This is a genomic window from Paraburkholderia dipogonis (assembly GCF_046027395.1).
Taxonomy (GTDB): Bacteria; Pseudomonadota; Gammaproteobacteria; order Burkholderiales; family Burkholderiaceae; genus Paraburkholderia; species Paraburkholderia dipogonis_A.
On record NZ_JAQQEG010000029.1, the window covers coordinates 1 to 23,213 of the forward strand.

Genomic DNA, 23,213 nt, shown 5'->3' on the forward strand with positions numbered 1-23,213 from the left:
CGTACAAAAGGAAAAAAAGCCCCCGCGGCGGGGGGGGGCCGGCCCCCCCCGCTTTCCGTGCCGGCCCTGTCGTTCCGACTATCTACAGCGATGAGGGGCACGGATGGACTGGCTATTGGCTTGCAAGGCGCTGATTCTGGGCGTCGTCGAGGGTTTGACGGAATTTTTGCCCGTGTCGAGCACCGGGCATTTGATCGTCGCGGGAAGTCTGTTGAACTTTACCGATGAGCACGCGAAAACCTTCGATGTCGTGATCCAGCTCGGCGCGATTCTCGCCGTGTGCTGGGAATTTCGCCGCCGCATCGGCAGTGTGGTGTCAGGCTTGCCGAGCCGGCCCGATGCGCGCCGTTTTACGCTGAATGTGATCATCGCCACGATTCCGGCGATCGTGCTCGGCCTGCTGTTCGAAAAATCCATCAAGGCGGCGCTGTTCTCGCCGGTGCCGGTCGCGTTCGCGCTGGTGGCGGGCGGCGTCGTGATCCTGTGGGCGGAAGCGCGTCAGCGCGCGCGCGGCGAGCCAGCGGCGCGTGTGCAGAGCGTGGACGACCTGAGTGCGCTTGACGCATTGAAGGTCGGCCTCGCGCAATGTTTCGCGCTGATTCCGGGCATGTCGCGCTCGGGCTCGACGATCATCGGCGGGATGCTGTTCGGTCTCGACCGGCGCGTCGCCACGGAGTTTTCCTTCTTCCTCGCGATTCCGATCATTTTCGGCGCGACCGCTTACGAGCTGTACAAAGACTGGCATGTACTGTCCGTCGACGCGTTCGGCACCTTCGCGGTCGGTTTCGTGGCGGCCTTCGTCAGTGCTTTTGCCTGCGTGCGCTGGCTGTTGCGCTACATCGCCGCGCACGATTTCACCGCGTTTGCGTGGTATCGCATCGGCTTTGGGCTGCTGATCCTGCTGGTTGGTTATAGCGGGGCGTTGAGTTGGACGGAGTGAGCGTTTCGGTTTCGCGCAATCCATGAGAAAAGGTCCGCAGATGCGGACCTTTTTCTTATTGGCGGATAAATCTCTGTGCGCGGTTTTATACAGCGCCGCGTTTGCGGAAGACCAGATCCCACACGCCGTGTCCGAGCCGCAACCCACGGCGCTCGAACTTCGTCACCGGACGGTACTCCGGACGCGGCGCATAGCCGTCGGCGGTATTTTCCAGCGACGGATCGGCGCCCAGCACTTCGAGCATCTGTTCGGCGTAGTTCTGCCAGTCCGTCGCGCAATGCAGGTACGCCCCCGGCTTCAGGCGCGATACCAGCAGCGCGACAAACTTTGGCTGGATCAGCCGGCGCTTGTGGTGGCGCGCCTTGTGCCACGGGTCCGGAAAGAAGATGTGCACGCCGTCGAGGCTGTCCGGCGCAATCATCTGTTCGAGCACTTCGACCGCGTCATGCTGAATGATGCGGATGTTCGCCACGTTCTGTTCGCCCATCAGTTTTAGCAGTGCGCCGACGCCCGGCTCATGCACCTCGACGCCGAGGAAATCGTCGCCGGGACGGTGCGAGGCGATTTCCGCAGTGGTCGCTCCCATGCCGAAGCCGATTTCCAGCACGCGTGGCGCCTCGCGCCCGAATACGCTGTTCCAGTCGGGCTGCTGCGGAGCGAAAGGCACCACGAAGCGCGGACCGAGTTCGTCCATGGCACGGCGCTGGCCCGTCGAGACGCGGCCGGCGCGCGTGACGAAGCTGCGGATGCGGCGCCGATGCGGGGTTTCTTCTTGCGGCGCGTCGTCGCCGGCGGGTGGGTGTTCGGCTTCGCTGGAGGGCGTCGGGAGTTCGTCCGGCAGGCCGGCGTCGTTTGGATCGTGGATCATCTTCGATGCTGCTACAAGGGTGAGGGCTTTCGCGGCAAGCCTCGCGTGCTGCACGGGCCTGTCGGTGCTCGCCCGGCATGGGCGCAAGCACTGACTGGCACGGCTGGTGAGCGCATGGCTTACGGGTCGCTGCGCCGGGCTGCCGCTATGACAAAAAAGCCGCCTTCATGGAGGCGGCTCGTGCTGGATTCTGCTGAAGGCGTCAGCAGGAAAGTGGAGCGGGCGTTGCAAGTGCGCGTAAGGTAGCACACCCGAAAAGGGCGCGTCCAGATGGACTAGGGACGGCGGGAGTATGGATGCGGCCGGATATATTACATTTAAATAACGCAGGTGCCCGCACAATTGATTTAATCGTTTTGTAAGGTATTTTCCTGAGGCGATTATCTGGGCGAGTAACGATCATCAGTGATTATGCGCATCGTTGCCGGAGGCCTTACTGTCGTTTCAACTACCGGTGGCGCGCACTTCGTTATGAGATGCCATTTGCGGCGGCGTCGCTACTCGACATTTTTCTCTACCAGTTTGCGCAAGCGAATCGATTGCCGGATTTGACGATCAGGAAAAGCTTTTTACGGGTAGGGACGAGAAGAGCAGTAGAGTCAGATCCTTTCGCGAATCTGCCCGGTTGCTCACGAGCTGACTAGAAAGTCCTGGAGCGGGCGATGGGAATCGAACCCACGGCTCTAGCTTGGGAAGCTAGGGTATTACCATTATACGACGCCCGCAGAGCACGCTATTCTACGCGGGTTTCACTCGATTTGGCAAACGTGGACGTTTGCGGCCCATCTGGGCGTGTGGTCGCTGCGGGAAGCGTGTGCGGTGTTTCGCGCCACGACGCGCCGACTCTCTGCACCAAGCCAGTCGTATTCAGCGACTCGTTGCGTGCTCTAGCCCGTTCGGTCGGCTCTCTCCCTCGCGAGTTCGACTGAAGTGGCGTCGTCGTTGTCAGGCGCCGCAGCTGAGTAGACCGAGGCATGCACCGCCCGGTGCCGCGCACGGCAAGGAACTAGCCGATTAAGGCTTCGACTGCCAACCAGGTCGCGGAAATTGAATGCAGCTAGACGCCCATATAAATACAAGGCCAATCAAATAGATACGCTCTGCCTGCTTCGATTTTTAATTCGTTATGCATGATATTTCATCGGAATCGACTGAGCAGGCTCTCGAAAAGTTCGAATAAATATTAAAGCTTGTCGGAATGCCGCCATTTACTTCTTTAGCGTCCTTTCCAAATGCCTGTACGTCCGCACGATTTTCTTTATGATCAAGACAGCGGCCAACACGACGGTCGCCTACGGTCAGCTAACCAAGCAATAAGCGGAAGCAACAAGCGACGCATGGAACAAAGCCGCCGCCTTTTTGATGGGCGGCGGCTTCTGAATGCTCGCTATATGTGCCTTCAGATCACGAAGTAAGTCAGTTGGACGGCCGCGCGGGTGACCACCATCAGCAGCACCTGCACGATCACGAACAGCAGGATCGGCGAGAGGTCGATGCCGCCGAGCTGCGGCACCACGCGGCGCAGCGGATTCAGAAACGGCGCCGTCAGCTGGTACAGGATCGGCATGGCAGGCGAGCGTGGATTGAGCCACGACAGCAGCGCCATCAGGATCGTCAACCAGATGATCAGATTCAGCGCCCACTTGATCAGCGTCAGCACCGCGACGATCAACAGCGTCGGCAACAGCGTGAGCGGATCGGCGCCGGTCAGCACCACCATCAGTACCACATACACGATGGCCGCGAGCAGGGCCGCGACAAGGCTCGCCCAGTCGATCTTGCGCGTGCTAGGCAGGATATGCCGCAGCGGCAGCACGATCCAGTTGGTGACTTGCAGCACCGCGTTCGTGACGGGGTTGTAGGGCGGCATGCGCACGACCTGCAGCCATGCGCGCAGCAACAGGGCCGCGCCGAACAGCGTGAAGACGGTATTGAGCAGAAAACGGGCGATATCGCCAAACATCTCGTGTCCTTATCCTTCGGATGACGGCCGCCGACCGGCCGCAGGGTGCCGGCGCTTTCCGAACGGCGCGCCGGCGGTTTCATTTGAATTTCCCGCGCCTTTGCCGCACTGGGGCGCGTTACGCGTCGTTTGAAGCGGCCGCGCGGTGTTGCGATGTCACGGTTTGCGGGTCGCGCTCAACGGCTCACTGTATTAAAGGCCGTGATCCGTCCCGCTTCCGCGGGGCATCACACGGTAATCTTGATCTCGCTGATCAGAATCTTGCCGTTGCCACCGTCCGTGTAGTTGGGGATGTCGGCCATCAATTGCTCGGAGGCCGGCTTGAAGACTTTGTAGAAATCGTCCGCGCTGTCGAACAGGAAGTGGCCTGCGGCGACATACGGCGGCGGCGTTCCAGGCGGGCCGGCATTGATGCCGACGTCGACCGACCAGCCCTTCAGCGACGGCCCGAACAACTTCGCCGCGAGCGGCATATGCGTGACGCAGTAATAGTCCACGTCGAAGTGGCCGTTTTCCCGATACGGATAGAGGATGCTGACCTTGATCATTGTGCGTTCTCGTCTGTTGGTCCCGATGCGCGGCGCTGGCGGATTGCGCGCGGCGCCGGACGTCACATTATCACGCCTTACTTGACGCTTGCACCTGCCGCGGCCTGATTCAGCGACCGGTTGAGCGATTCTTCCACGACCTCGGAGATGGCGTCGATCGCGGCGGGCGGCGTGGCGCGGCGTTCGGCCAGCCCGACCGCGCGCCGCGACATCAGCCCGTACAGCGCGGCGTGGTCGCCGCCGAGGCCTTCCAGCAACGCCAGCTGCTTCTGCACGACGCCCGTGTCGCCGCGCGATACGGGGCCCGCGAGCGCGTTGGGCAAACCCTTGTCGCGAGCGGTTTCGATGGTGCCGGAAAGCATCGGCAGCAGCGCGCGCAACGCGTCGTCTTCGGCAAAACCCAGCGTGCGCCACAGCGCGACGCATTCGGCGAGGCTGCACAGCGCGAAGCTGGCGGCGTAGTGCGCGGCGGCGTGATAGAGCATGCGACCGCCCGCCGGGATCGACAGCGGATGGCAGCGCAGCGCGACGGCGAGCGCCGTCAACGTGTCTTTCAGTGCGCCGTCGGCCTCGATCGTCACCGAGCAACCGGCGATGCGCTCGAGATCGGCGAGCTCGCCGCTAAAGAGGTACAGTGGATGAAAGCCGCCGATCGAGGCGCCCTGGTCGCGTGCCGGAGCGAGCAATTCGACCGGCGAGGCGCCGCTGCAGTGCACGAGCGCCTTGCCGTGCGCGCCATCCGGGCCGAACCGGAGTGTGTGCGCTGACGTACCGATGCTGTCATCGGGAACAGCTAAAAAGACGATATCGGCGGCATCGACCACCTGTTGTGGGTTCTCGAATGCCGCGCAATGCTCGATTTGACTGGCAAGCCGGCCGGCGGAGGCCGCCGAGCGGCTAGCCACCGCCGTGACCGGATAGCCGGCGCGTGAAAAGCTCAGCGCGAGACAACGCGCGAGCCGGCCCGCACCGATAAAGCCGAGGCGCGGCAGAGAGGACTGGGACATGGTTGCCTGCTCCACACGGAACATTGGGAAAGCAGAAGTATCGCGCATCCGCCACGCCCGCGGCGCGGCTTGGCGTCGGCTTTCCCTTGATCAGTGCGCGCGCGATATGGCGCGCCCGGCCGGTCATCCGGCGGCGCGCGCCCCGCGGGTTTGAAAACTGCTCACAATTCTTCAGAGCCGGTTTGGCAGTTGCTGTTCTGGGTATTTCGTCTCGCAGTCAGATTCGGGAGGTTCACGATGAATATTTTTTCTTACCGAAAGCACTTGCGGTTCCTGACGCATGCGCAGCGCCGTCGCTGGTGGGACCAGAAAAAGCGCCTGACGCCGCGCGTGCGCATCAGCGGCGCCTATGTCCCGCCGAGCGTGTGTCGCGAGTTCGCGTATGTGAAGGTCGGCTGACATAGCGGCCTTCGCAGGTAAGAAATGCCCGGTCTGTCGGCCGGGCATTTTTCATTTTGGGGCTCAATTGATGCCGTCAGGATTGAAGCTAATTTGTAATCAAAGATTACCGCGAAGCGAATGCTTCAAGCCGTAAAGCGGGCATTGCGACTGATTGCTGTGTGTTCGCACACGCGCAATCCCTGAGTTTTCAGCGCATTACGAAGCCGATTGGCCATTTACGGCGTCCGGAGGAATTGACGGCTTTTGCCGCCAATTGCAATTTGCAACAAATGCGAACAGATAGGCGCGGTCTTTTTCGATACATTGAATTCATAGCATGCAGGGCATGCGAAGTCGGCGACCTTGGTGGGCCGCGCTAGGAGAATAAAAGTGAAAAAGATCGTTCCGTTTGTCGTTGCCGCTGCACTCGGCTTGGGACTTGCCGGTGCCGCTCAGGCGCACGTTTCCGTCGGTATCGGTATCGGGGTTCCGATTGCGCCGGCTTACCCGGTTTATGCCGCGCCGCCGCCGGTTTACTACGCACCGCAGCCGGTTTATGCGCCGCCGGTCGTCTATGCGCCGCCGCCTGTCGTGGTGGGCGGGTATTACGGTGGCTATGGGCGTCCTTACTATCACCACGGCTATTACCGCGGTTATTACGGTCACGGCTACTATCGTCGCTAATCGCGGTACGTAGATTTGATTGACGGCGTAACGCCGGCTTGATCGCCGGGTTACGCCGTTTGTATTTTTCTGGCGGTTTTTAACCAGCCAATCCGAGCTTATCGCCGGAATGACGGTTGAATTGGCGCCCGGGTTAGGTAGGAGAGTCGCCATAGACGCTCACTTCGCGGTTGACGTTCCAAACCTCGGTCGAAGCTGGGAGAATGGCTATTTCGCCACCGCTCTGGAGAGTTTCGCCGATGCAAGCGCTTCCCGCTCCCACTTTCGACGACGTACTCGACGCCGCTGCGCGTCTCGACGGCGTCGCCCACCGCACCCCCGTTCTAACCTCGAACACGTTCAACGAGCGCACGGGGGCGTCGGTGTTCTTCAAGTGCGAAAATTTTCAGCGCATGGGCGCTTTCAAGTTCCGCGGCGCGTATAACGCGATCTCGCATTTCGACGCGGAGCAGCGCAAAGCAGGCGTGCTGACGTATTCCTCGGGTAACCATGCCCAGGCGATCGCCTTGTCGGCCCGCCTGGCCGGCATCCACGCGACGATCGTCATGCCGCAGGACGCGCCCGCGGCCAAAGTCGCCGCAACCAAGGGCTACGGCGGTGAAGTGATCACCTACGACCGCTACACGGAGAACCGCGAAGAGATCGGCCGGCGGCTCGCCGAAGAGCGCGGCATGACGCTGATTCCGCCGTATGACCATCCGCATGTGATCGCCGGGCAGGGCACGGCGGTAAAAGAGTTGATCGAGGAAACCGGCCCGCTCGACATGCTGTTCGTGTGCCTCGGTGGCGGTGGACTGATTAGCGGCAGCGCGTTGTCCGCGGCGGCTTTGAGCCCGGCGTGCACGGTGATCGGCATCGAGCCGGAGGCGGGCAACGACGGCCAGCAGTCGCTGGCGCGCGGCGAGATCGTGCATATCGACACACCGCGCACGATCGCCGATGGCGCCGCCTCCACGCATCTGGGCGACTACACGTTCGCGATCATCCGGAAGCTGGTCGCGCAGATCGAAACAGTCAGCGACGCGCAGTTGATCGAGACGATGCGCTTTTTCGCGCAGCGCATGAAAATCGTGGTCGAGCCGACGGGCTGCCTCGCCGCGGCTGCGGTGCTCAACGGCATCGTGCCGGTGAAGGGCAAGCGTGTCGGCGTGGTGGTGAGCGGCGGCAACGTCGATCTGGAAAAACTCGCGCAATATCTCGCCTGATCCATCGCGTGGGCAGGCGCTGCTGCGCTTGCCTGATGCTCAATCGAAAACGGCTCGCCAACGCGAGCCGTTTTCACGTCAGCTTGCCACGTGCGCGGTTTGCACGATCAGATCGCGATACCCGTTGACGATCACGCTATACGAGAAGTACGCAAACAGCAGCGCGGAAAGCACGTGACAGGCGCGCAGCAAACCGGTGCCGGCGCGTTTGCGCCCGTGACTGCCGAGTCCGCAGATGAAGATCGTCCAGCACAGACCGCCGAGAAAAAATCCGCCGAGAAATACCGGCGCGGTTGTCACGCTCGTGGCGCCCGCTTTTGCGATCAGCGCGCCGCCGACCGCGGCGAACCACAGAATCGCGGAAGGCGACGACACCGCCAGCAAGACGCCGCGCAAGAAACCGCGCCACGCGGACAGATGCGGCGCATTCGCGTCCGCCTCGCCGGCCACGGCCGGTGCCGTTGCCGGGACCATTGCTTCACGCGCCATCTTCCAGGTCAGGAAGAGCAGGATTGCCGCGCCGCCGATCCACACCACCCAGCGCACCGACTCGAACTGCAGCAAGGCGGCCATGCCCGCGAGCGCGAGCGCCGCGTAAATCAGATCGCCGATGCACGAACCGAGGCCGAGCCAGAAGCCCGGTTTGAAGCCATGCGAGAGCGTCAGCGAAATCATTGCGACGTTCACGAGTCCGATATCCAGACACAGCGACAGCGACAGAAAAAATCCATCCGACATCATTGAGAAAGCATGCATCCGCGCAACGGCTCCGATAGCTTTGTTATTCAGTCTTGTTGTACGGCTTGCCTCAGAGGCCCAACTCGTTCCACAAGGTGTCGATGCGCTGTTTGACCGCGTCGTCCATCACGATGGGGCGGCCCCATTCGCGATCGGTTTCGCCGGGCCACTTGTTGGTCGCGTCGAGGCCCATCTTCGATCCGAGGCCGGCCACGGGCGAGGCGAAATCCAGATAGTCGATCGGCGTGCGATCCACCAGCACCGTGTCGCGCGCCGGATCGATGCGCGTGGTGATCGCCCAGATCACTTCCTTCCAGTCACGGATATTCACGTCCTCATCGACCACGACGATGAACTTCGTATACATGAACTGCCGCAGGAAGCTCCACACGCCGAACATCACGCGTTTGGCGTGGCCGGGGTAGCTCTTCTTCATCTGCACGATGGCCATCCGGTAGCTGCAGCCTTCGGGCGGCAGATAGAAGTCGGTGATCTCGCTGAACTGCTTTTGCAACAAAGGCACGAATACTTCGTTGAGCGCGACGCCGAGCACGGCGGGCTCGTCGGGCGGTTTGCCGGTGTAGGTGGAGTGATAGATCGCGTCGCGCCGCATGGTGATGCGCTCGACCGTGAAGACGGGGAACCACTCCTGCTCGTTGTAGTAGCCGGTGTGGTCGCCGTACGGGCCTTCCAGCGCATGTTCATAGGCCGCCGACGCGCCCTTGGCCGGACGCGGCGGAGCGCCCGCGGGAGCGGGCGAGGGCGCGCCCTCCTGCGGGTAGATGAAGCCTTCGAGGACGATCTCGGCGCGCGCGGGCACCTGCAAGCCGTCGACGCCCGGCGTGATGCACTTCGCCAGTTCGGTGCGGCCGCCGCGCAGCAGGCCGGCGAACTGGTATTCGGACAGCGTGTCGGGCACCGGCGTGACCGCGCCGAGGATCGTGGCTGGGTCGGCGCCCAGCACGACGGCCACCGGATACGGCTTGCCCGGATTCTGCAGCGCGAACTCGCGAAAATCGAGCGCGCCGCCGCGATGCGCGAGCCATCGCATGATCAGTTTGTTACGTCCGATCAATTGCTGGCGATATATGCCTAAGTTTTGTCGGCTTTTGTTCGGGCCTTTTGTGACGGTCAGGCCCCATGTGATCAGCGGACCGGCATCGCCGGGCCAGCAGGTCTGAATCGGCAGCCTGGCGAGGTCGACGTCGTTGCCTTCCCAGACGATTTCCTGGCAGGGCGGCGCGCTCACCGTCTTGGGCGCCATATCCCACACCGCCTTGGCGAGCGAGAGCAGTTTGCCGGCGTCCTTGAGCCCCTTTGGCGGCTCCGGTTCCTTCAACGCGGAGAGCAGCCGGCCCACGTCGCGCAGCGATTCGAGCGCGGCGCCGTCGCCTTCGCCGGCTTGCGCGTCGATACCCATGCCGAGCGCGACCCGCCGAGGCGTGCCGAACAGGTTGCCGAGCACCGGGAACGCATGCTGTGCCTTGCTCTCGAACAGCAAAGCTGGACCGCTGGCGCGCAACACCCGGTCGCACAACTCGGTCATTTCCAGGACAGGCGAGACGTTTTGTGAGATGCGGCGCAGTTCACCGATCGTCTCGAGACGGCCGACGAAATCGCGCAGGTCTTTGTATTTCATCTGGTGCTGTTCAGTGCCGCGCAAGCGGCGAAAAGGGGGAGGCGCAGCAGGGTTTAACGGCGCCAGAACGATTGTCGATTTTACCTGTGTTGGCAAGCGCACGTAGATCAGCCAAACGGCCTAAGTGAGACGGACGAATCGAGATAGCTCAAAAGGCGCGTGCCGCGCGGTTTTGGACGGACTGAACACTGTTCATTATTACAATTAGTTATACATTTGCCTATCTATAGTGTTGACGATCTATAAAACCCTGCATAGAATCCGTCCACATTGGTTGCAGGGCGTGAACCTTTTTACCACTGCCCCCGGTCCCATCAGACGCAACGCGTCACCGCTTACCGACCCCTGCACGGTATCTAACGGCCTTATTGATGTCCTCGCCAGCGCCAACTGTCGCTGGTTTTTCGCGTGGGAGCCACCGCCCGCATGCTTTTTTGACATGCTGCGGTCCTCTTTCAGGATGGCTCCCCACAAACGGTATTTGCCGTTTTCCCGACGTCGCTGCTGCCCTAACCAGACAGAGCACGCGATGTCTTGATCTGCGAACGTGCGTCACCGCCTCTTCATCCGGCGGGGTCCGCGGATCATGCAACATGGGAGATCTGAATGAACGCCTGGTTATCGTGGCGTCCCGATGAGCGTATCGCGCAAGTTGTGCGTGGTGTGCTGCGTCGCGGGACGCGAATGAGTCATCACCTGTTCAGCATCGTCGGCGGTATCGCCGTTGTGCTGACAGTCGCACTGTGGCTGATGCCGGCCCTGCGCGGCACGCTAGCCGCCAAGTTGATGCCGGTCATCTCCGCCGCAGTGCAAGCCGGTCCCGCCCGTCTGCTGCAGGGCAACCCGCTGCCGGCTTTCGGACCGCCCGCGCGCGCGTCCTCCGACGACTCGCTGACCGCCAACTCGAACGGCCCCGATGTCGTGAGCGGCACGAACAACGGTAGCAACGGCAACGCTGGCGTCACCGCGAGCAACACCAGCTTTGACGGCGCATTCGACACCACCGGCTCGACCGGCATGGGCGTCGCGGCGCTGAACGGCCTCGATCCGCGCACGATGCAAAGCGTCACCGCGCTGGCGCGGCTGATCCCGTCGCAACGTGTATCCGCGGACGCGCGCGACGACCGCGTGCTGATCTCGACCCGCGAGCAGGATCTGGTCGCATCCTATCTGGCACGGCGCTATCGCGTCGCTCAGGAGCCCGTCAGCGAACTCGTGAAGGCCGCGTTCGACACCGGCCGCGAAGTCGGTCTTGATCCGCTGCTGCTGCTGTCCGTGATGGCGATTGAATCGGGCTTCAACCCGTACGCCGAGAGCGGCGTGGGCGCGCAAGGCCTGATGCAGGTGATGTCCAAGGTGCACTCGGACAAATTCCAGTATTTCGGCGGCCAGAGCGCGGCGCTCGAACCCGTCGCGAACATCAAGGTGGGCGCGCTGGTGCTGAAAGACTGCATCGCACGCGGCGGCTCGCTGCCGGGCGGCTTGCGTCTGTACGTCGGCTCGACCTCGCCGGACGACGGTGGCTACGGCGCCAAGGTGATGGCAGAGCGTGGCCGTCTGCGCGACGTGGCGCGTGGCCGCAAGGTGCCGATCAACGCACCGCAGGCGCCGGTTCTGACGGCGTCGACCAATACGGCTGCGGCCGCACCGGCCAGCAACGGCAAGCGCGTGCAGGTGACGCTCGAAGGCAGTCACCAGTTGAGCGCGGCGACATCGGTGAAGACGCCGGTTTCCTCCGAGCAGGACGACGCGAGCGCCAACGCAACCAAGCACGTGGCATCGGCTTCGGAGTTGGGCGCTTGAGGTTGGTAGCGTAAAGCTGAGACGGCTGCTCGATGTTGAAGCAAGCGGCAATAAAAAAAGGACACCCATCAGGAGTGTCCTTTTTTTCGTCTGGCGATTGGGAGTTCGCTGCTTCGCTCAACCCTTGCCGAAGAACTTCGCCAGCCGATCGACCGCTTCTTCCAGCTTCGGATAGGCCGTGGCGTACGACAGCCGGATGTACTCCTTCGGCGCGTGCGTGCCGAAATCCATGCCCGGCACCAGCACCACTCCGGCATCGTGCAGCATGGCCTTGGTGAGCGCCGCGCTGTCGCCGGCCGCGGCATGCGCGACCGTGCGGCAATCGGCGTACACGTAGAACGCGCCGTCGGGCATCACCGGCACCGAGAAACCGAGCGATTCCAGCGCCGGCGCGATGAAGTCGCGACGACGCTTGAACTCCAGGCGGCGCGCTTCATAGATTGCGATCGTTTCCGGCTCGAAGCAGGCGAGCGCCGCGTGCTGGGCGAGCGCGGAGGCGCAGATGAACAGATTTTGCGCGAGTTTTTCGAATGCGCTGACCAGCCCGGGCGGCACCACCAGCCAGCCCAGACGCCAGCCCGTCATGTTGAAGTACTTCGAGAAGCTGTTGACAGTGATCACGTCGTCGCCGAACGAGAGCGCCGACACCGGTTTCGCGTCGTAGCTCAGGCCCTGGTAGATCTCGTCGACGATCGTAAAGCCACCACGCGCCCGCACAGCCTTGACGATGCGCTCCAGTTCAGCCGGTTCGATCGATGTGCCGGTCGGATTCGACGGCGAGGCCAGCAGCACGCCACGGGTGTGCTCGTTCCAGAGGCGCTCGACGTCGGCGGCCGTGAGTTGGAAACGTTCGGCTGGGCCGCTAGGCACCATCACCGGCTTGCCTTCGGCGGCGATCACGAAATGACGGTTGCACGGGTAGCAGGGGTCGGGCATCAGCACTTCATCGTCGCGATCGACCAGCGCCGCGCAAGCCAGCAGCAATGCGGCCGATGCGCCGGCGGTGACGACGATCCGCGCCGGATCCACGCTGACGCCGTAGAAGTCGGCGTAATGCGCCGAGATCGCTTCGCGCAGCGCGTGCAGGCCGAGCGCGCTGGTGTATTGCGTGACGCCGCGGCGTAGCGCGCTCGCGGCCGCCTCGATGACCGGCTCGGGCGCGGTGAAATCGGGTTCGCCGATTCCCATGTGAATGATGTCGCGTCCGTCGCGCTCGAGAAGCGCGGCCTCCTTGGCCAGCTCCATCACATAGAAAGGCTGGATGGCGTCCACACGTGCAGCAAGCCGCACCAAGGGTTCGGTCACGGAGTTCATACGATCAAATCCAGTTCAAAAGCAAAAGCGCGACGACGTTTGGCGCGTGTGTTTACGCGAGAAACGGCGTCCTTGCAAACGGTTCGGTTGCGCCGCCGCGTTCAGCGAGAGGCACACGACAGCGGTCATGCATGCCGCTCATGCGCCTTGCACTCAACGCTTGCGAGCCGCCTGCGTTTCATCTGCGCGCAGTTGTGCCGACAGCTTGTCCAGCACGCCGTTCACGTACTTGTAGCCGTCGGCGCCGCCGAACGTCTTGGCGAGTTCGACCGCTTCGTTGATGACCACGCGATACGGGATATCGACGTGATTCTTCAGTTCAAACGCGGCCACCAGCAGCACGGCGCGTTCGACCGGCGAGAGCTGCTCGATCGGACGGTCGAGACACGGGGCGATTGCCGCGGACAGTGCTTCCGAATCGCGGATCACGCCGTGCAGAATGGCGTCCAGATGTTCGTGGTCGGCCTTGTCGAAGCCTTGCGCGCCGCGCAGTTGCGCGTCGATTTCACCGCCGGGCGAGCCCGACAGCAGCCACTGGTAAAGCCCCTGCGTGGCCAGTTCGCGGGAGCGTCGGCGTGCGCTCTTCATGCCTCTTCCTCTTCTTCGTCTTCTTCCTCGTCGTCGCCGCCGAGTTGTTCGAGCGCGACGGCGAGATTCGCCATTTCGACGGCCACGCGCGCTGCGTCACGACCCTTTTCGGTCATGCGCGCGACGGCCTGTTCGTCGTTTTCGGTGGTCAGCACCGCGTTCGCGACCGGAATGCCGAAGTCGAGGCCGATACGCGTGATGCCCGCGCCGCTTTCGTTCGAGACCAGTTCGAAGTGGTACGTTTCGCCGCGAATCACCGCGCCGAGCGCGATCAGCGCGTCGAATTGCGCGCTTTCGGCGAGCTTTTGCAGTGCCAGCGGAATTTCCAGAGCGCCCGGCACGGTGACCAGCAGCACGTCTTCGCCGGTCACGCCGAGGCGTTCGAGTTCTTCGATGCAGGAGTCCGCGAGGCCGTTGCAAACGGGTTCGTTAAAGCGCGCCTGGACGATGCCGATACGCAGTCCGTCGCCGTCGAGATTCGGTTGGTATTGTCCGATTTCCATGTGAATTCCGTAGTGTTTTGAGTGGGCGCTAAGCGCGTGAATTGTCGGATCAGCCTTGTTGCGGAGCTTGCGTCTTGCCGCCCGGCATCGGCACGAAGCCCGTGACTTCGAGACCGTAGCCCGACATGGTGCCCAGCTTGCGCGGGTTCGACAGCACCTGCATCTTGCCGACACCGAGCTCACGCAGAATCTGCGCGCCGATGCCGTACGTCTTGAAGTCGACCGGGCGGCGTTTGAGCGCGTCGGCTTTTTCCTTCGAGTCGAACGCCTTGAAAACGTCGATCAGATGGTCCTTCGAGTCGCCGCAGTTCAGCAGCACGATCACGCCGCAGTCGCGTGCGGCGATCTCTTTCATGGCCGCGTCCAGCGTCCACGAGTGGGTCGATTCGCCGACTTCCAGCAGATCCAGCACCGACAGCGGCTCATGCACGCGCACCAGCGTGTCCTGATCCGTGCAAGGCGTGCCGCGCACCAGCGCGATATGCGGCTGGCCGCTCGGCTGGTCGAGATACATGACCGCGCGGAACGCGCCGTGCGCGGTCTGCATGGTGCGTTCGCAAATCCGCTCGACGATCGACTCAGTGCGGCTGCGATAGTGGATCAGATCCGCGATCGTGCCGATTTTCAGATCGTGTTCTTTGGCGAATTCCATCAGGTCCGGCAGGCGCGCCATCGTGCCGTCGTCCTTGATGACTTCGCAGATCACCGCAGCCGGCGTGAGGCCCGCCAGCGCGGTGAAGTCACAGCCCGCCTCGGTGTGGCCGGCGCGCACCAGCACGCCGCCGGGCTGGGCCATGATCGGGAACACGTGGCCCGGCTGCACGATGTGCTCGGCCTTGGCGTCCGGCGCCACCGCGGTGGCGATCGTGCGGGCGCGGTCGGCTGCCGAAATGCCGGTCGTGACGCCTTCGGCTGCTTCGATACTGACCGTGAACGCCGTTCCGTACTGCGTGCCGTTGCGGTACGTCATGAGCGGCAGGTTCAGCAGCTTGCAGCGTTCCTGCGTGAGCGTCAGGCAGATCAGGCCACGGCCGTAACGGGCCATGAAATTGATCGCTTCCGGCGTGACGAATTCGGCGGCGATCACGAGGTCGCCCTCGTTTTCGCGGTCTTCTTCGTCGACGAGGATCACCATCCGGCCTGCTTTCAGTTCGGCGATGATCTCTAGAGTGGAGGCGAGCGTCATGTTGGCGAGAGTTTCGAAGAAAGCGCGTATTTTACGCCACGCGCGACGGCAAGTCGCCTCCGCCGAACGGCATAGGCCGTTTGGCCGACTGGCGACGAGCCGTCCGCCGTTGCTATGCTCGTCGAAACGATGGACGCATGAACCGGCTGAAAGCGGCGGAGCGCCGCCGCCGGGCCATGCGTGGCCGGGCTTGCGGCCGTTTATTTCGGCGCGTTCAGCATGCGCTCGACGTAGCGCGCGATCAGATCGATCTCCAGATTCACCTGCGTGCCTTCGCGCAGACGCTTGAGCGCCGTCACTTCGACGGTGTGCGGAATCAGGTTGATCGAGAATTCGCAGCCATCGTCGCGATCTTTAACCGAGTTGACGGTCAAGCTCACGCCGTTGACAGTGATAGAGCCTTTGTACGCCAGATAGCGGCCGATCTCACGCGGCGCCAGCACGCGCAGTTCGTGCGATTCGCCGACCGGCGCGAAGTGCGTGACCGTGCCGAGGCCGTCCACATGGCCGGAGACGATATGGCCGCCAAGCCGGTCGTGCGCGCGCAGCGCTTTCTCGAGATTGACTTCGCCGGTCTCGCCGAGGCCTGCCGTGCAGTTCAGGCTTTCGCGCGAGACGTCGACTTCGAACGAGTGGGCGGTCTTCGCGACCACGGTCATGCAGGCGCCCTGGATTGTGATGCTGTCGCCGAGCTGCACGTCGCCGAGATCGAGGCCACCGGCTTCGACGTTCAGGCGTACGCCCGCGTCGCCGTCCGTGCCGAGCGGCTTGACTGATTCAATGCGGCCCACGGCCGCGACGATTCCTGTGAACATCGTACTAATCCTTGATCATTTCGAAACGGGTTGGGACGCGGGATCGCCGCCGGGTCCGGGCGTGGCCTCGGGCGCGTGCTGGGGCACAAAGCGCGCGAGAATGCGTAGATCCTCGCCGATCCGGTCGATCGCGTGGAAGTTCAGTTTGACGCGGCCTTCGAGCGTTTCGGGCGCGCCCAGATTGAACATGCTCATCGAATCCATGCCGAGCAGGCTCGGCGCGAGATACACGAGCAGTTCGTCGACACAACCTTCGCGCAGCAGCGAGCCGTTCAGCTTATAGCCCGCCTCGACATGCAGTTCGTTGACGTTGCGCTCGCCGAGCACTTTCAGCACCCCGGGCAGATCGACCTTGCCGGCCGGATTCGCCAGTTGGACGATCTCGGCGCCGCGATCGCGCAGCGCATTGGCGCGATCGGTATGACGCTGATCGAGATTGCCGCAAAAGATCAGCGTGGGTGCGCCGGCCAGAATCTGCGCTTCCGGTGGCACGTCGAGCTGGCTGTCGATCAGCACGCGTTGCGGCTGGCGCGGCGTGTCGACGGCGCGCACCGTCATGCGCGGATCGTCTTCCCTGACCGTGCCGATGCCGGTCAGGATCGCCGACGCGCGAGCGCGCCAGGCGTGGCCGTCCGCGCGTGCCGCTTCGCCGGTGATCCATTGGCTGACGCCTGATGGCAAGCCGGTGCGGCCATCCAGCGAGGCCGCCACTTTCATGCGGACCCAAGGGCGGCCGCGCGTCATGCGCGAGACGAAGCCGATATTGAGTTCGTGCGCTTCGAGGGCGAGCAGTCCGCAGCGCACTTCGATGCCGGCGTCGCGCAGCATGGCGAGACCGCGTCCGGATACCTGCGGATTGGGGTCTTCCATCGCCGCGACCACGCGTGCGACCTGGGCTTCGATCAAAGCACTCGCGCACGGCGGCGTGCGGCCGAAGTGGCTGCACGGCTCCAGCGTCACGTAGGCCGTAGCGCCGCGCAGGTCATGGCCGCGCGAGCGCGCGTCTTTCAACGCGCGGATCTCGGCATGATCCTGACCGGCCGGTTGCGTGAAGCCTTCGCCGATCACCTCGCCGTTCTTGACGAGCACGCAGCCGACCCGAGGATTCGGGTCGGTGGTGTACATGCCGCGCTTGGCCAACGCGAGCGCGCGTTCCATATGGACGAAATCGGTTTGCGAAAACATCGGTGTCCGGTCGGGTACGGTGGCTAGGCTGTAATGGGTTTCGGTTTTAGCGATATGTTGTCTCGCCGGCTTCAGGCCGCGAGCGAGGCGAACGCGCCACGCGCGGCGTCGATCGTGGCGTCGACGATTGCGTCGTCGTGAACGATCGAAACGAAGCCCGCTTCATACGCCGACGGCGCGAAGTACACGCCGGCGTCGAGCATCTTGTGAAAGAAAGCGTTGAAACGCGGCACGTCGCTCTTCGTGACTTCGGCGAAGCTGGTCGGGATCGAGGCGGTGAAGTAGAGGCCGAACATGCCGCCGAGCGAATCGGCCGCGAACGGCACTTTGGCTTCACGCGCGACATTCGCGAGACCCTGCGCGAGGCGTGTGGTGCGTGCCGTGAGCGTGTCGTAAAAGCCGGGCGCCTGGATCAGCTGCAGCGTTTTCAGGCCGGCCGCGACCGCGATCGGATTGCCCGAGAGCGTGCCCGCCTGGTAGACGCCGCCGAGCGGCGCGAGGTGAGCCATGATGTCGCGCCGGCCGCCGAAAGCCGCCGCCGGCATGCCGCCGCCGATCACCTTGCCAAGGCACGTCAGATCCGGCGTGATGCCGTAGACCTCTTGAGCACCACCCAGCGCGACGCGGAAGCCGCACATCACTTCGTCGAAAATCAGCACCGAGCCGTACTCCGTGCACAGACGCCGCAACGCTTGCAGGAATTCGGGCGTGGCGCGCACGAGGTTCATGTTGCCGGCCACCGGCTCGACGATCACCGAGGCGATTTCGTTGCCGAACGCCTTGAACGCTTCTTCGAGTTCAGCGACGTTGTTGTACTCGAGCACGGTGGTGTGCTTGGCGATATCCGCCGGTACGCCCGCCGAAGTCGGATTGCCGAAGGTCAGCAGGCCCGAGCCGGCCTTGACCAGCAGACTGTCCGCGTGGCCGTGATAGCAGCCTTCGAACTTGACGATACGGCTGCGGTTCGTGAAGCCGCGCGCGAGACGCAGTGCGCTCATGGTCGCCTCGGTGCCGCTCGACACCATGCGGACCTGCTCGATGGAGGGCACCAGCTTGCAGATTTCTTCGGCGATTTCCACTTCCGATTCGGTCGGCGCGCCGAACGAGAAGCCGTTGCCCAGCACGCGCTGCACGGCTTCGAGAACTTCCGGATGGACGTGGCCGAGGATCATCGGGCCCCATGAGCCGATGTAGTCGATATAGCGCTGACCGTCCGCGTCCCAGAAGTAAGGGCCTTGCGCGCGTTCGATGAAGCGCGGCGTGCCGCCGACCGAGCGGAAGGCGCGCACAGGCGAGTTCACGCCGCCGGGAATGGTGCGTTGCGCGCGTTCGAAGAGGGTTTCGTTTTTGGACATGGCGATGGCTGGAATTGGGGTTGCGCAGCGGCGCAGCTTGCCTGTCGGCGAGCCGTGCGGCGCTGGGATAGGTGGGGAAATTGTACCGGAGTCAGCGTGAACAGGTTTTCCGGATGCGCCTGCGCAGCGGGCCGCTCGCTCAGTTTTTGTGCGTGCGTTTCGCGGCGGCGGTCTTTGTTACCGGCCGGGTCGCCTGTTTCGTGATCCTCTTGCTGTCCTGCGTGGCAACTGATTGGGATGGCGCGTTCGCCACCTGCGTAGTGACCGGATTAGCCGCCACCTTTGCCTTCGTGACGGTGCGACCGTCCGCCGCGCGCTTTTTCGCCGTCGCGTGAGCCGTGACCTTGCTCGAGCGCGTAGGGCCCGTCGGCATATCGAACTTCGGCGGCTTGCGTTTGCCGGTCAGTTCCGCCCAGCGCTTTTCCAATGCGCCTTCGGCCATCGGCTTGATCACGGTGCCCGAACTCTGCGCGTCCCACGTCTGCACGGAGAAAGGATGCGTGCGCAACATCTCGCGGGAAATCACCACGCCTTCGTGGGCATCGACGACCCAGTCGTACACGAAGTCGATGCATAAACGGTAGCCGCGCTTCGTCGCCGGATCGGGGACTTCGTACGGCGCGCGCGTCACATAACCGGAGCCGAAGATGCCCTTCGGTTCCTGTGCGACCCGATGCAGGAAGACGCGGTCACCCGGCAGGATGCTGCGCGCAAATCCGCAGCCCCATACGTCGGCCACCGCGACACCCGCCGCCACGCGTTTGGCCACGTCGGGCAACTCAGGCCACGGCCATTTCTTGGGGCTCCAGATCAACAGGAATGCGGTCATCGCATGGTCGGTACAGGATCGTATGGAAGGGCGCTGCGCACAGCTTCGCGCGTCGCCCGAAGCATTCAGGCGGCAGCTTAACCGATTGGCGGCGTGCTTGCCGCGAGTCGTTGATGCATCATTCGCGTCTTCGCGATCATGGCCGTAGCCCGGCTGTCGCGTTAACCGTCGCGTACAATTGAGGCCGTCAAGTTGCTGTTTTCCCCGTTTCACCTGTTCCGTTGCCGATGACGGCGCGGTGCTTCATCTGGATTCCCATGTCTCACGTCACCAGAAGCCGGCCCGATGGCCGGCTGATTCTGTTGCTCGGTGCGCTTGCCGCATGCGGGCCGATTTCCATCGACATGTATCTGCCGAGCCTGCCGACCATCGCGCAGGCGTTCGCCATCAGCACCGGCGCCGCGCAAACGACGCTCACCAGCTTCATGTTCGGTTTTTCGCTCGGCATGCTGCTGTATGGTCCGCTGTCCGATACCTATGGCCGCCGCCCTGTGTTGCTCGGCGGTATCGTCATGTATGCGCTGGCCAGCGTCGCATGTGCGATGTCGTTTTCGATTGGCTCGCTGGTGACGTTCCGTTTCGTGCAGGCGCTGGGCGCGGGCGCGGCTTCGGTGCTGGCGCGCGCCATTGCACGCGATGCCCACGGGCCGACCGATGCCGCTCGCGTGCTGTCGATGCTCGCCATCGTCACGTCGATCGGGCCATTGCTCGCGCCGCTGCTCGGCGGACAGTTGCTGCTGCTCGGCGGCTGGCGTGTCGTCTTTATCGTGCTGACGCTGTTCGGCACGGTGTGCGCGGTGACCGCGTTTCTCAAGGTGCCGGAAACGTGGCCGCGCGAGAAGCGTGCGCATTCAGCGTTGCTCAAATCGTTCGGCGCGTACGGCAAGTTGCTGCGCGATCCGGTTGCGTGGGGGCACATGCTGTGCGGCGGCATGGCGTTCGCGTCGATGTTTGCTTACATCACCGCGACGCCGTTCGTCTACATCGAGTATTTCCATGTGTCGGCGCAGCATTACGGCTTCCTGTTCGCGCTGAATATCATCGGCATCATGTTTGGCAACTTCATGAATACGCGGCTCGTCGGCCGGCTCGGCTCGCTGCCGATCATTTCCTTTGCTGCAACCGTAAGCTGCATTGCCTCGCTGTTTGTTTGTCTCGTGTCGTTGACCGGGTGGGGCGGTCTGTGGTCGATCGTGTTCGGGTTGTTCTTCGTGGTCAGCGTCGTCGGACTTCTGTCCGCCAACTGCACGACCGATCTGATGCATCGCTATCCGCTGAATGCCGGCGCCGCGGCCGCCGTGTTCGGCGCCGTGCAGCTGGCGCTCGGCGCGTTGTCGAGCCTCGCGGTTGGGCTCTGGCAGGACGGTTCGCCCAAGGGAATGGGCGTGACGGTAGGCGTTGCGGGCTTGCTCTGTTATCTCGGCCGGATTCTGGTTGGCAGGTGGCATGGGACCAAAGCGCCCGTCACTGCCGTTTGAGAACTGATGAGGCGCGAGCCGCGCGGCGTCTACGGAAAACACCAGGTGTTGCGTGCGCGCGACCGTATGTCTCAAATTGCATTGCTATGATGGAGCCACTGTTCCTCGGAGCGGCAATCATGGCGATCAGAGATTTGATGAACGGCGAACGGCAACAAGCTGCTTTCGCTGAAGCGCAGAAGCTGGCAGACAGCGGCGCCTATCACGATTACACAGACATCGAATACGTCTTGCGCTTTGATTACGGTTTGTCTGACGTATCGGCACTGCTCGACAGTCAGTTGATGCATCGCGACCTGAACCGCCGTTGTGCGGATGCGCGCGAGAAACTGGAGATGATTAGCGTGTGATGTGTGCGGCTCGTTCGTGGAAGCGTGTTGATTATGTGAGGCGCTGTGCCCGGAGTGGACAGTGCTAGCGCGTTGCATGATTCCTCGCGTGATCGCTTCATCGCTTCTGCGAAACGCGATGCCGTCGTGCGGATGAGTCGTGCGCAGTGGCATGTCCCGGCGTCGCGTTTGGAGTGATATTCATGGCTGGCAGCCACCACGATCCGCATCTGCCGCATACTGACAATCCCGCTACGCTTTCACAGCCGGGCGGCCACTACAGTCACGTCGCGGTCGCCAATGGTTTCGTGTTCGTCTCGGGGCAATTGCCGATCACGGCGCAAGGCGACAAGCTATCCGAGGCCTCGTTCGAGGTTCAGGCCGAACAGGTGTTGGCCAATGTGCAGGCCGCGCTGGAAAGCGCCGGCAGCAGCGTCGCGCAACTGGTGCAGGTGCGCGTCGACATCGTCGATGTCGAGAACTGGATGAGCTTCAATCAGATCTACGCGCGCTGGGCAGGTGAACCACGGCCGGCGCGAGCCGTCGTGCCGGTTCCGCAATTGCATTACGGTTTCAAGATCGAGGTCGAGGCGACCGCGCTGGTTTAGCTGGTGGCGTTGGCGCCTTGAGTTTTAGCACGCGCTCGGCGCAGTGGACTAAAGGCGTTCAACGCGCCGCGTGAATGCTTTGGCTCAATGAACCACGAGTCCATTGAACTGGGCATTGCTCACACTGGCCGCGATATTCCGCCGACATTGCCGCCCGTTGCTGCGCGGCAGCAGATTGACGTGCCGCAGCATGACCATAAACTCCAACTCAATCACGATGTGCGACTCTTCTGTGCGCGACGACGCTGGTTATCGCTTCAGGAAGAACGTCGTCTGGGTCTCGTGATCGAGATAAGTATTGACATAGCCTGTATAGGAGACCGTCACGATGACGATGCCTGTAACAGCAATTGCCGTCAGCCATTTCCGTAGCGCACTCATGGTGCACTTAGTCCCGTCAATTTCCGCAGTTCTTTTACGAGCGTCAAGCCGACGTTGCCTGGGCAGATCTTGCCCTCGCCCAATTGGCCAGGGAACTCGCGGTGGCCGCCAAGTGTATTAATGTAAAAAAACTCCCGCAAAATGGCTATGAAAGTTTCGAGCGATTGCTTCTGCTTTTCGGGCACCGTGGTCGCTCGTTGAAACCGATGACATCGAAAAGCATACGGACGATCGCGACGCCGTCACGACCTTCGTCCGGGCCCGTGAGGTTCTCTAGCAATACAATGCCGATAACCCCCGTGTTGTAGTTGTGAACGTTCTCTCCCTTGAACCGGATATCCCGACCTTCGAAGACGTTGCCGAAACAGTCGAGCGCATAGTGATATCCGATATCATCACTCGCCGTCGTGCTCCGTCCCATCTGCATGTCCTGGATTTCCTGCATCTGAAGCGCGGCCGGACCACATGCGAAGCTACGTCCGGCATGGTGGACGGCGATCCTTGTGTAGTCCCAGTCGTCGCGCATCCGCTCCGAGCGATTCTTGTGCGCGGCCCAGTCCGGTCGTTCCACAAAGTTCATGCCGTTTTGTCTGACATGGTTGATGATCGCTTGCCGTCGCGCCCCGATTGTCTATCTTGATCGAGACAGCATCGTCTTTGCTTCCGCCAACCATCGTACGAGCGGTGGTCCAATGCTCGATTCTGTAATCTGTTGTCATGGCTCGACTCATTGATCGGGCATCAAGACGCGCTTCGGCGACGAAAAGATGACATGGATGTTGAATGGTTCCTCGCCGTTAGCCTCGATCCTCGCGTAGCCCTGTCCGTCCGTCTTTCCGGATTGCCGTACGCCGTCAATATCGGCG

General features: G+C 62.6%; 23 protein-coding genes and 1 tRNA gene. 8 read left to right on the plus strand and 16 right to left on the minus strand.

The window, feature by feature from the left end; all coding sequences use genetic code 11:
* The first annotated feature begins 103 nt into the window (after positions 1-103).
* The gene (locus PQR32_RS27115) at positions 104-940 is read left to right on the plus strand and encodes an undecaprenyl-diphosphate phosphatase (protein ID WP_408234131.1); all 837 of its coding nucleotides are present in this window, start codon (positions 104-106) and stop codon (positions 938-940) included.
* Positions 941-1,025: 85 nt separating this feature from the next.
* Here the strand turns inward: PQR32_RS27115 and trmB are convergent, their stop codons facing one another.
* The 5 genes from trmB to PQR32_RS27140 form a co-directional block, all read right to left on the minus strand.
* Positions 1,026-1,808 carry a tRNA (guanosine(46)-N7)-methyltransferase TrmB gene (gene trmB, locus PQR32_RS27120; RefSeq protein ID WP_408234134.1) on the minus strand — a complete coding sequence of 261 codons (783 nt, stop codon included), beginning with the start codon at positions 1,806-1,808 and terminating at the stop codon, positions 1,026-1,028.
* Between the two features lie 651 nt (positions 1,809-2,459).
* A tRNA-Gly gene (locus tag PQR32_RS27125) sits at positions 2,460-2,533 on the minus strand.
* Between the two features lie 674 nt (positions 2,534-3,207).
* Positions 3,208-3,771: a YggT family protein gene (locus PQR32_RS27130; RefSeq protein WP_106313896.1), complete on the minus strand. Its 564-nt coding sequence runs from the start codon at positions 3,769-3,771 to the stop codon at positions 3,208-3,210.
* Between the two features lie 227 nt (positions 3,772-3,998).
* On the minus strand, positions 3,999-4,319 hold the full coding sequence (locus PQR32_RS27135; protein WP_408234138.1) for an EthD family reductase: 321 nt from the start codon (positions 4,317-4,319) through the stop codon (positions 3,999-4,001).
* A 77-nt stretch (positions 4,320-4,396) separates the two neighbouring features.
* Positions 4,397-5,326 carry a Rossmann-like and DUF2520 domain-containing protein gene (locus tag PQR32_RS27140; protein ID WP_408234140.1) on the minus strand — a complete coding sequence of 310 codons (930 nt, stop codon included), beginning with the start codon at positions 5,324-5,326 and terminating at the stop codon, positions 4,397-4,399.
* Positions 5,327-5,563: 237 nt separating this feature from the next.
* Here PQR32_RS27140 and PQR32_RS27145 point away from each other — a divergent pair, with 237 nt between their 5' ends.
* The 3 genes from PQR32_RS27145 to PQR32_RS27155 all read left to right on the plus strand — a co-directional run bounded on the left by PQR32_RS27145 (position 5,564) and on the right by PQR32_RS27155 (position 7,596).
* Positions 5,564-5,725, plus strand: a complete 162-nt coding sequence (locus PQR32_RS27145; RefSeq protein ID WP_408234143.1) for a hypothetical protein — start codon at positions 5,564-5,566, stop codon at positions 5,723-5,725.
* Positions 5,726-6,097: 372 nt separating this feature from the next.
* Positions 6,098-6,391 (plus strand): hypothetical protein, encoded by a 294-nt coding sequence (locus PQR32_RS27150; protein ID WP_106283375.1) that lies wholly within the window; start codon positions 6,098-6,100, stop codon positions 6,389-6,391.
* 239 nt (positions 6,392-6,630) lie between these two features.
* Entirely contained in the window at positions 6,631-7,596 is a 966-nt protein-coding gene (locus tag PQR32_RS27155; RefSeq protein WP_408234146.1) for a threo-3-hydroxy-L-aspartate ammonia-lyase, read from the plus strand.
* Positions 7,597-7,674: 78 nt separating this feature from the next.
* On the opposite strand, the gene PQR32_RS27160 is transcribed toward PQR32_RS27155, so the two are convergent.
* A complete protein-coding gene (locus PQR32_RS27160; protein ID WP_408234149.1) occupies positions 7,675-8,352 on the minus strand; it encodes a LysE family translocator in 678 nt (225 codons plus the stop codon).
* A gap of 52 nt (positions 8,353-8,404) precedes the next feature.
* Positions 8,405-9,973: a UbiD family decarboxylase gene (locus tag PQR32_RS27165; protein ID WP_408234152.1), complete on the minus strand. Its 1,569-nt coding sequence runs from the start codon at positions 9,971-9,973 to the stop codon at positions 8,405-8,407.
* 606 nt (positions 9,974-10,579) lie between these two features.
* On the opposite strand from PQR32_RS27165, the gene PQR32_RS27170 reads away from it, so the two are divergent.
* Positions 10,580-11,776 (plus strand): transglycosylase SLT domain-containing protein, encoded by a 1,197-nt coding sequence (locus tag PQR32_RS27170; RefSeq protein WP_408234154.1) that lies wholly within the window; start codon positions 10,580-10,582, stop codon positions 11,774-11,776.
* 117 nt (positions 11,777-11,893) lie between these two features.
* On the opposite strand, the gene PQR32_RS27175 is transcribed toward PQR32_RS27170, so the two are convergent.
* The 8 genes from PQR32_RS27175 to PQR32_RS27210 all read right to left on the minus strand — a co-directional run bounded on the left by PQR32_RS27175 (position 11,894) and on the right by PQR32_RS27210 (position 19,551).
* Positions 11,894-13,090: a pyridoxal phosphate-dependent aminotransferase gene (locus PQR32_RS27175; RefSeq protein WP_408234157.1), complete on the minus strand. Its 1,197-nt coding sequence runs from the start codon at positions 13,088-13,090 to the stop codon at positions 11,894-11,896.
* 153 nt (positions 13,091-13,243) lie between these two features.
* Positions 13,244-13,678, minus strand: a complete 435-nt coding sequence (nusB, locus tag PQR32_RS27180) for a transcription antitermination factor NusB (protein WP_408234160.1) — start codon at positions 13,676-13,678, stop codon at positions 13,244-13,246.
* Positions 13,675-14,181 carry a 6,7-dimethyl-8-ribityllumazine synthase gene (gene ribH, locus PQR32_RS27185; RefSeq protein ID WP_006050161.1) on the minus strand — a complete coding sequence of 169 codons (507 nt, stop codon included), beginning with the start codon at positions 14,179-14,181 and terminating at the stop codon, positions 13,675-13,677. Before ribH ends, nusB begins: the two co-directional genes overlap by 4 nt.
* Before the next feature lie 49 nt (positions 14,182-14,230).
* Positions 14,231-15,367, minus strand: coding sequence for a bifunctional 3,4-dihydroxy-2-butanone-4-phosphate synthase/GTP cyclohydrolase II (gene ribBA, locus PQR32_RS27190; protein WP_408234163.1), 1,137 nt, complete (start codon positions 15,365-15,367; stop codon positions 14,231-14,233).
* Positions 15,368-15,567: 200 nt separating this feature from the next.
* The gene (locus PQR32_RS27195; RefSeq protein ID WP_106283367.1) at positions 15,568-16,182 is read right to left on the minus strand and encodes a riboflavin synthase; all 615 of its coding nucleotides are present in this window, start codon (positions 16,180-16,182) and stop codon (positions 15,568-15,570) included.
* Positions 16,183-16,197: 15 nt separating this feature from the next.
* Positions 16,198-17,367: a bifunctional diaminohydroxyphosphoribosylaminopyrimidine deaminase/5-amino-6-(5-phosphoribosylamino)uracil reductase RibD gene (gene ribD, locus PQR32_RS27200; protein ID WP_408234166.1), complete on the minus strand. Its 1,170-nt coding sequence runs from the start codon at positions 17,365-17,367 to the stop codon at positions 16,198-16,200.
* A 71-nt stretch (positions 17,368-17,438) separates the two neighbouring features.
* Positions 17,439-18,722 carry a glutamate-1-semialdehyde 2,1-aminomutase gene (hemL, locus tag PQR32_RS27205; RefSeq protein ID WP_408234169.1) on the minus strand — a complete coding sequence of 428 codons (1,284 nt, stop codon included), beginning with the start codon at positions 18,720-18,722 and terminating at the stop codon, positions 17,439-17,441.
* Between the two features lie 139 nt (positions 18,723-18,861).
* The gene (locus tag PQR32_RS27210) at positions 18,862-19,551 is read right to left on the minus strand and encodes a hypothetical protein (RefSeq protein WP_408234172.1); all 690 of its coding nucleotides are present in this window, start codon (positions 19,549-19,551) and stop codon (positions 18,862-18,864) included.
* Positions 19,552-19,808: 257 nt separating this feature from the next.
* On the opposite strand from PQR32_RS27210, the gene PQR32_RS27215 reads away from it, so the two are divergent.
* From PQR32_RS27215 to PQR32_RS27225, 3 genes are all read left to right on the plus strand, one after another.
* Positions 19,809-21,029, plus strand: a complete 1,221-nt coding sequence (locus tag PQR32_RS27215) for a Bcr/CflA family multidrug efflux MFS transporter (protein WP_408234175.1) — start codon at positions 19,809-19,811, stop codon at positions 21,027-21,029.
* Between the two features lie 119 nt (positions 21,030-21,148).
* Complete coding sequence (locus PQR32_RS27220; protein WP_408234379.1) at positions 21,149-21,379, plus strand: hypothetical protein; 231 nt, start codon at positions 21,149-21,151, stop codon at positions 21,377-21,379.
* A 182-nt stretch (positions 21,380-21,561) separates the two neighbouring features.
* Complete coding sequence (locus PQR32_RS27225) at positions 21,562-21,966, plus strand: RidA family protein (RefSeq protein WP_408234178.1); 405 nt, start codon at positions 21,562-21,564, stop codon at positions 21,964-21,966.
* Between the two features lie 526 nt (positions 21,967-22,492).
* Here PQR32_RS27225 and PQR32_RS27230 read toward each other — a convergent pair.
* Positions 22,493-22,927, minus strand: a complete 435-nt coding sequence (locus PQR32_RS27230; protein ID WP_408234180.1) for a peptidoglycan recognition protein family protein — start codon at positions 22,925-22,927, stop codon at positions 22,493-22,495.
* Positions 22,928-23,213 lie beyond the last annotated feature (286 nt).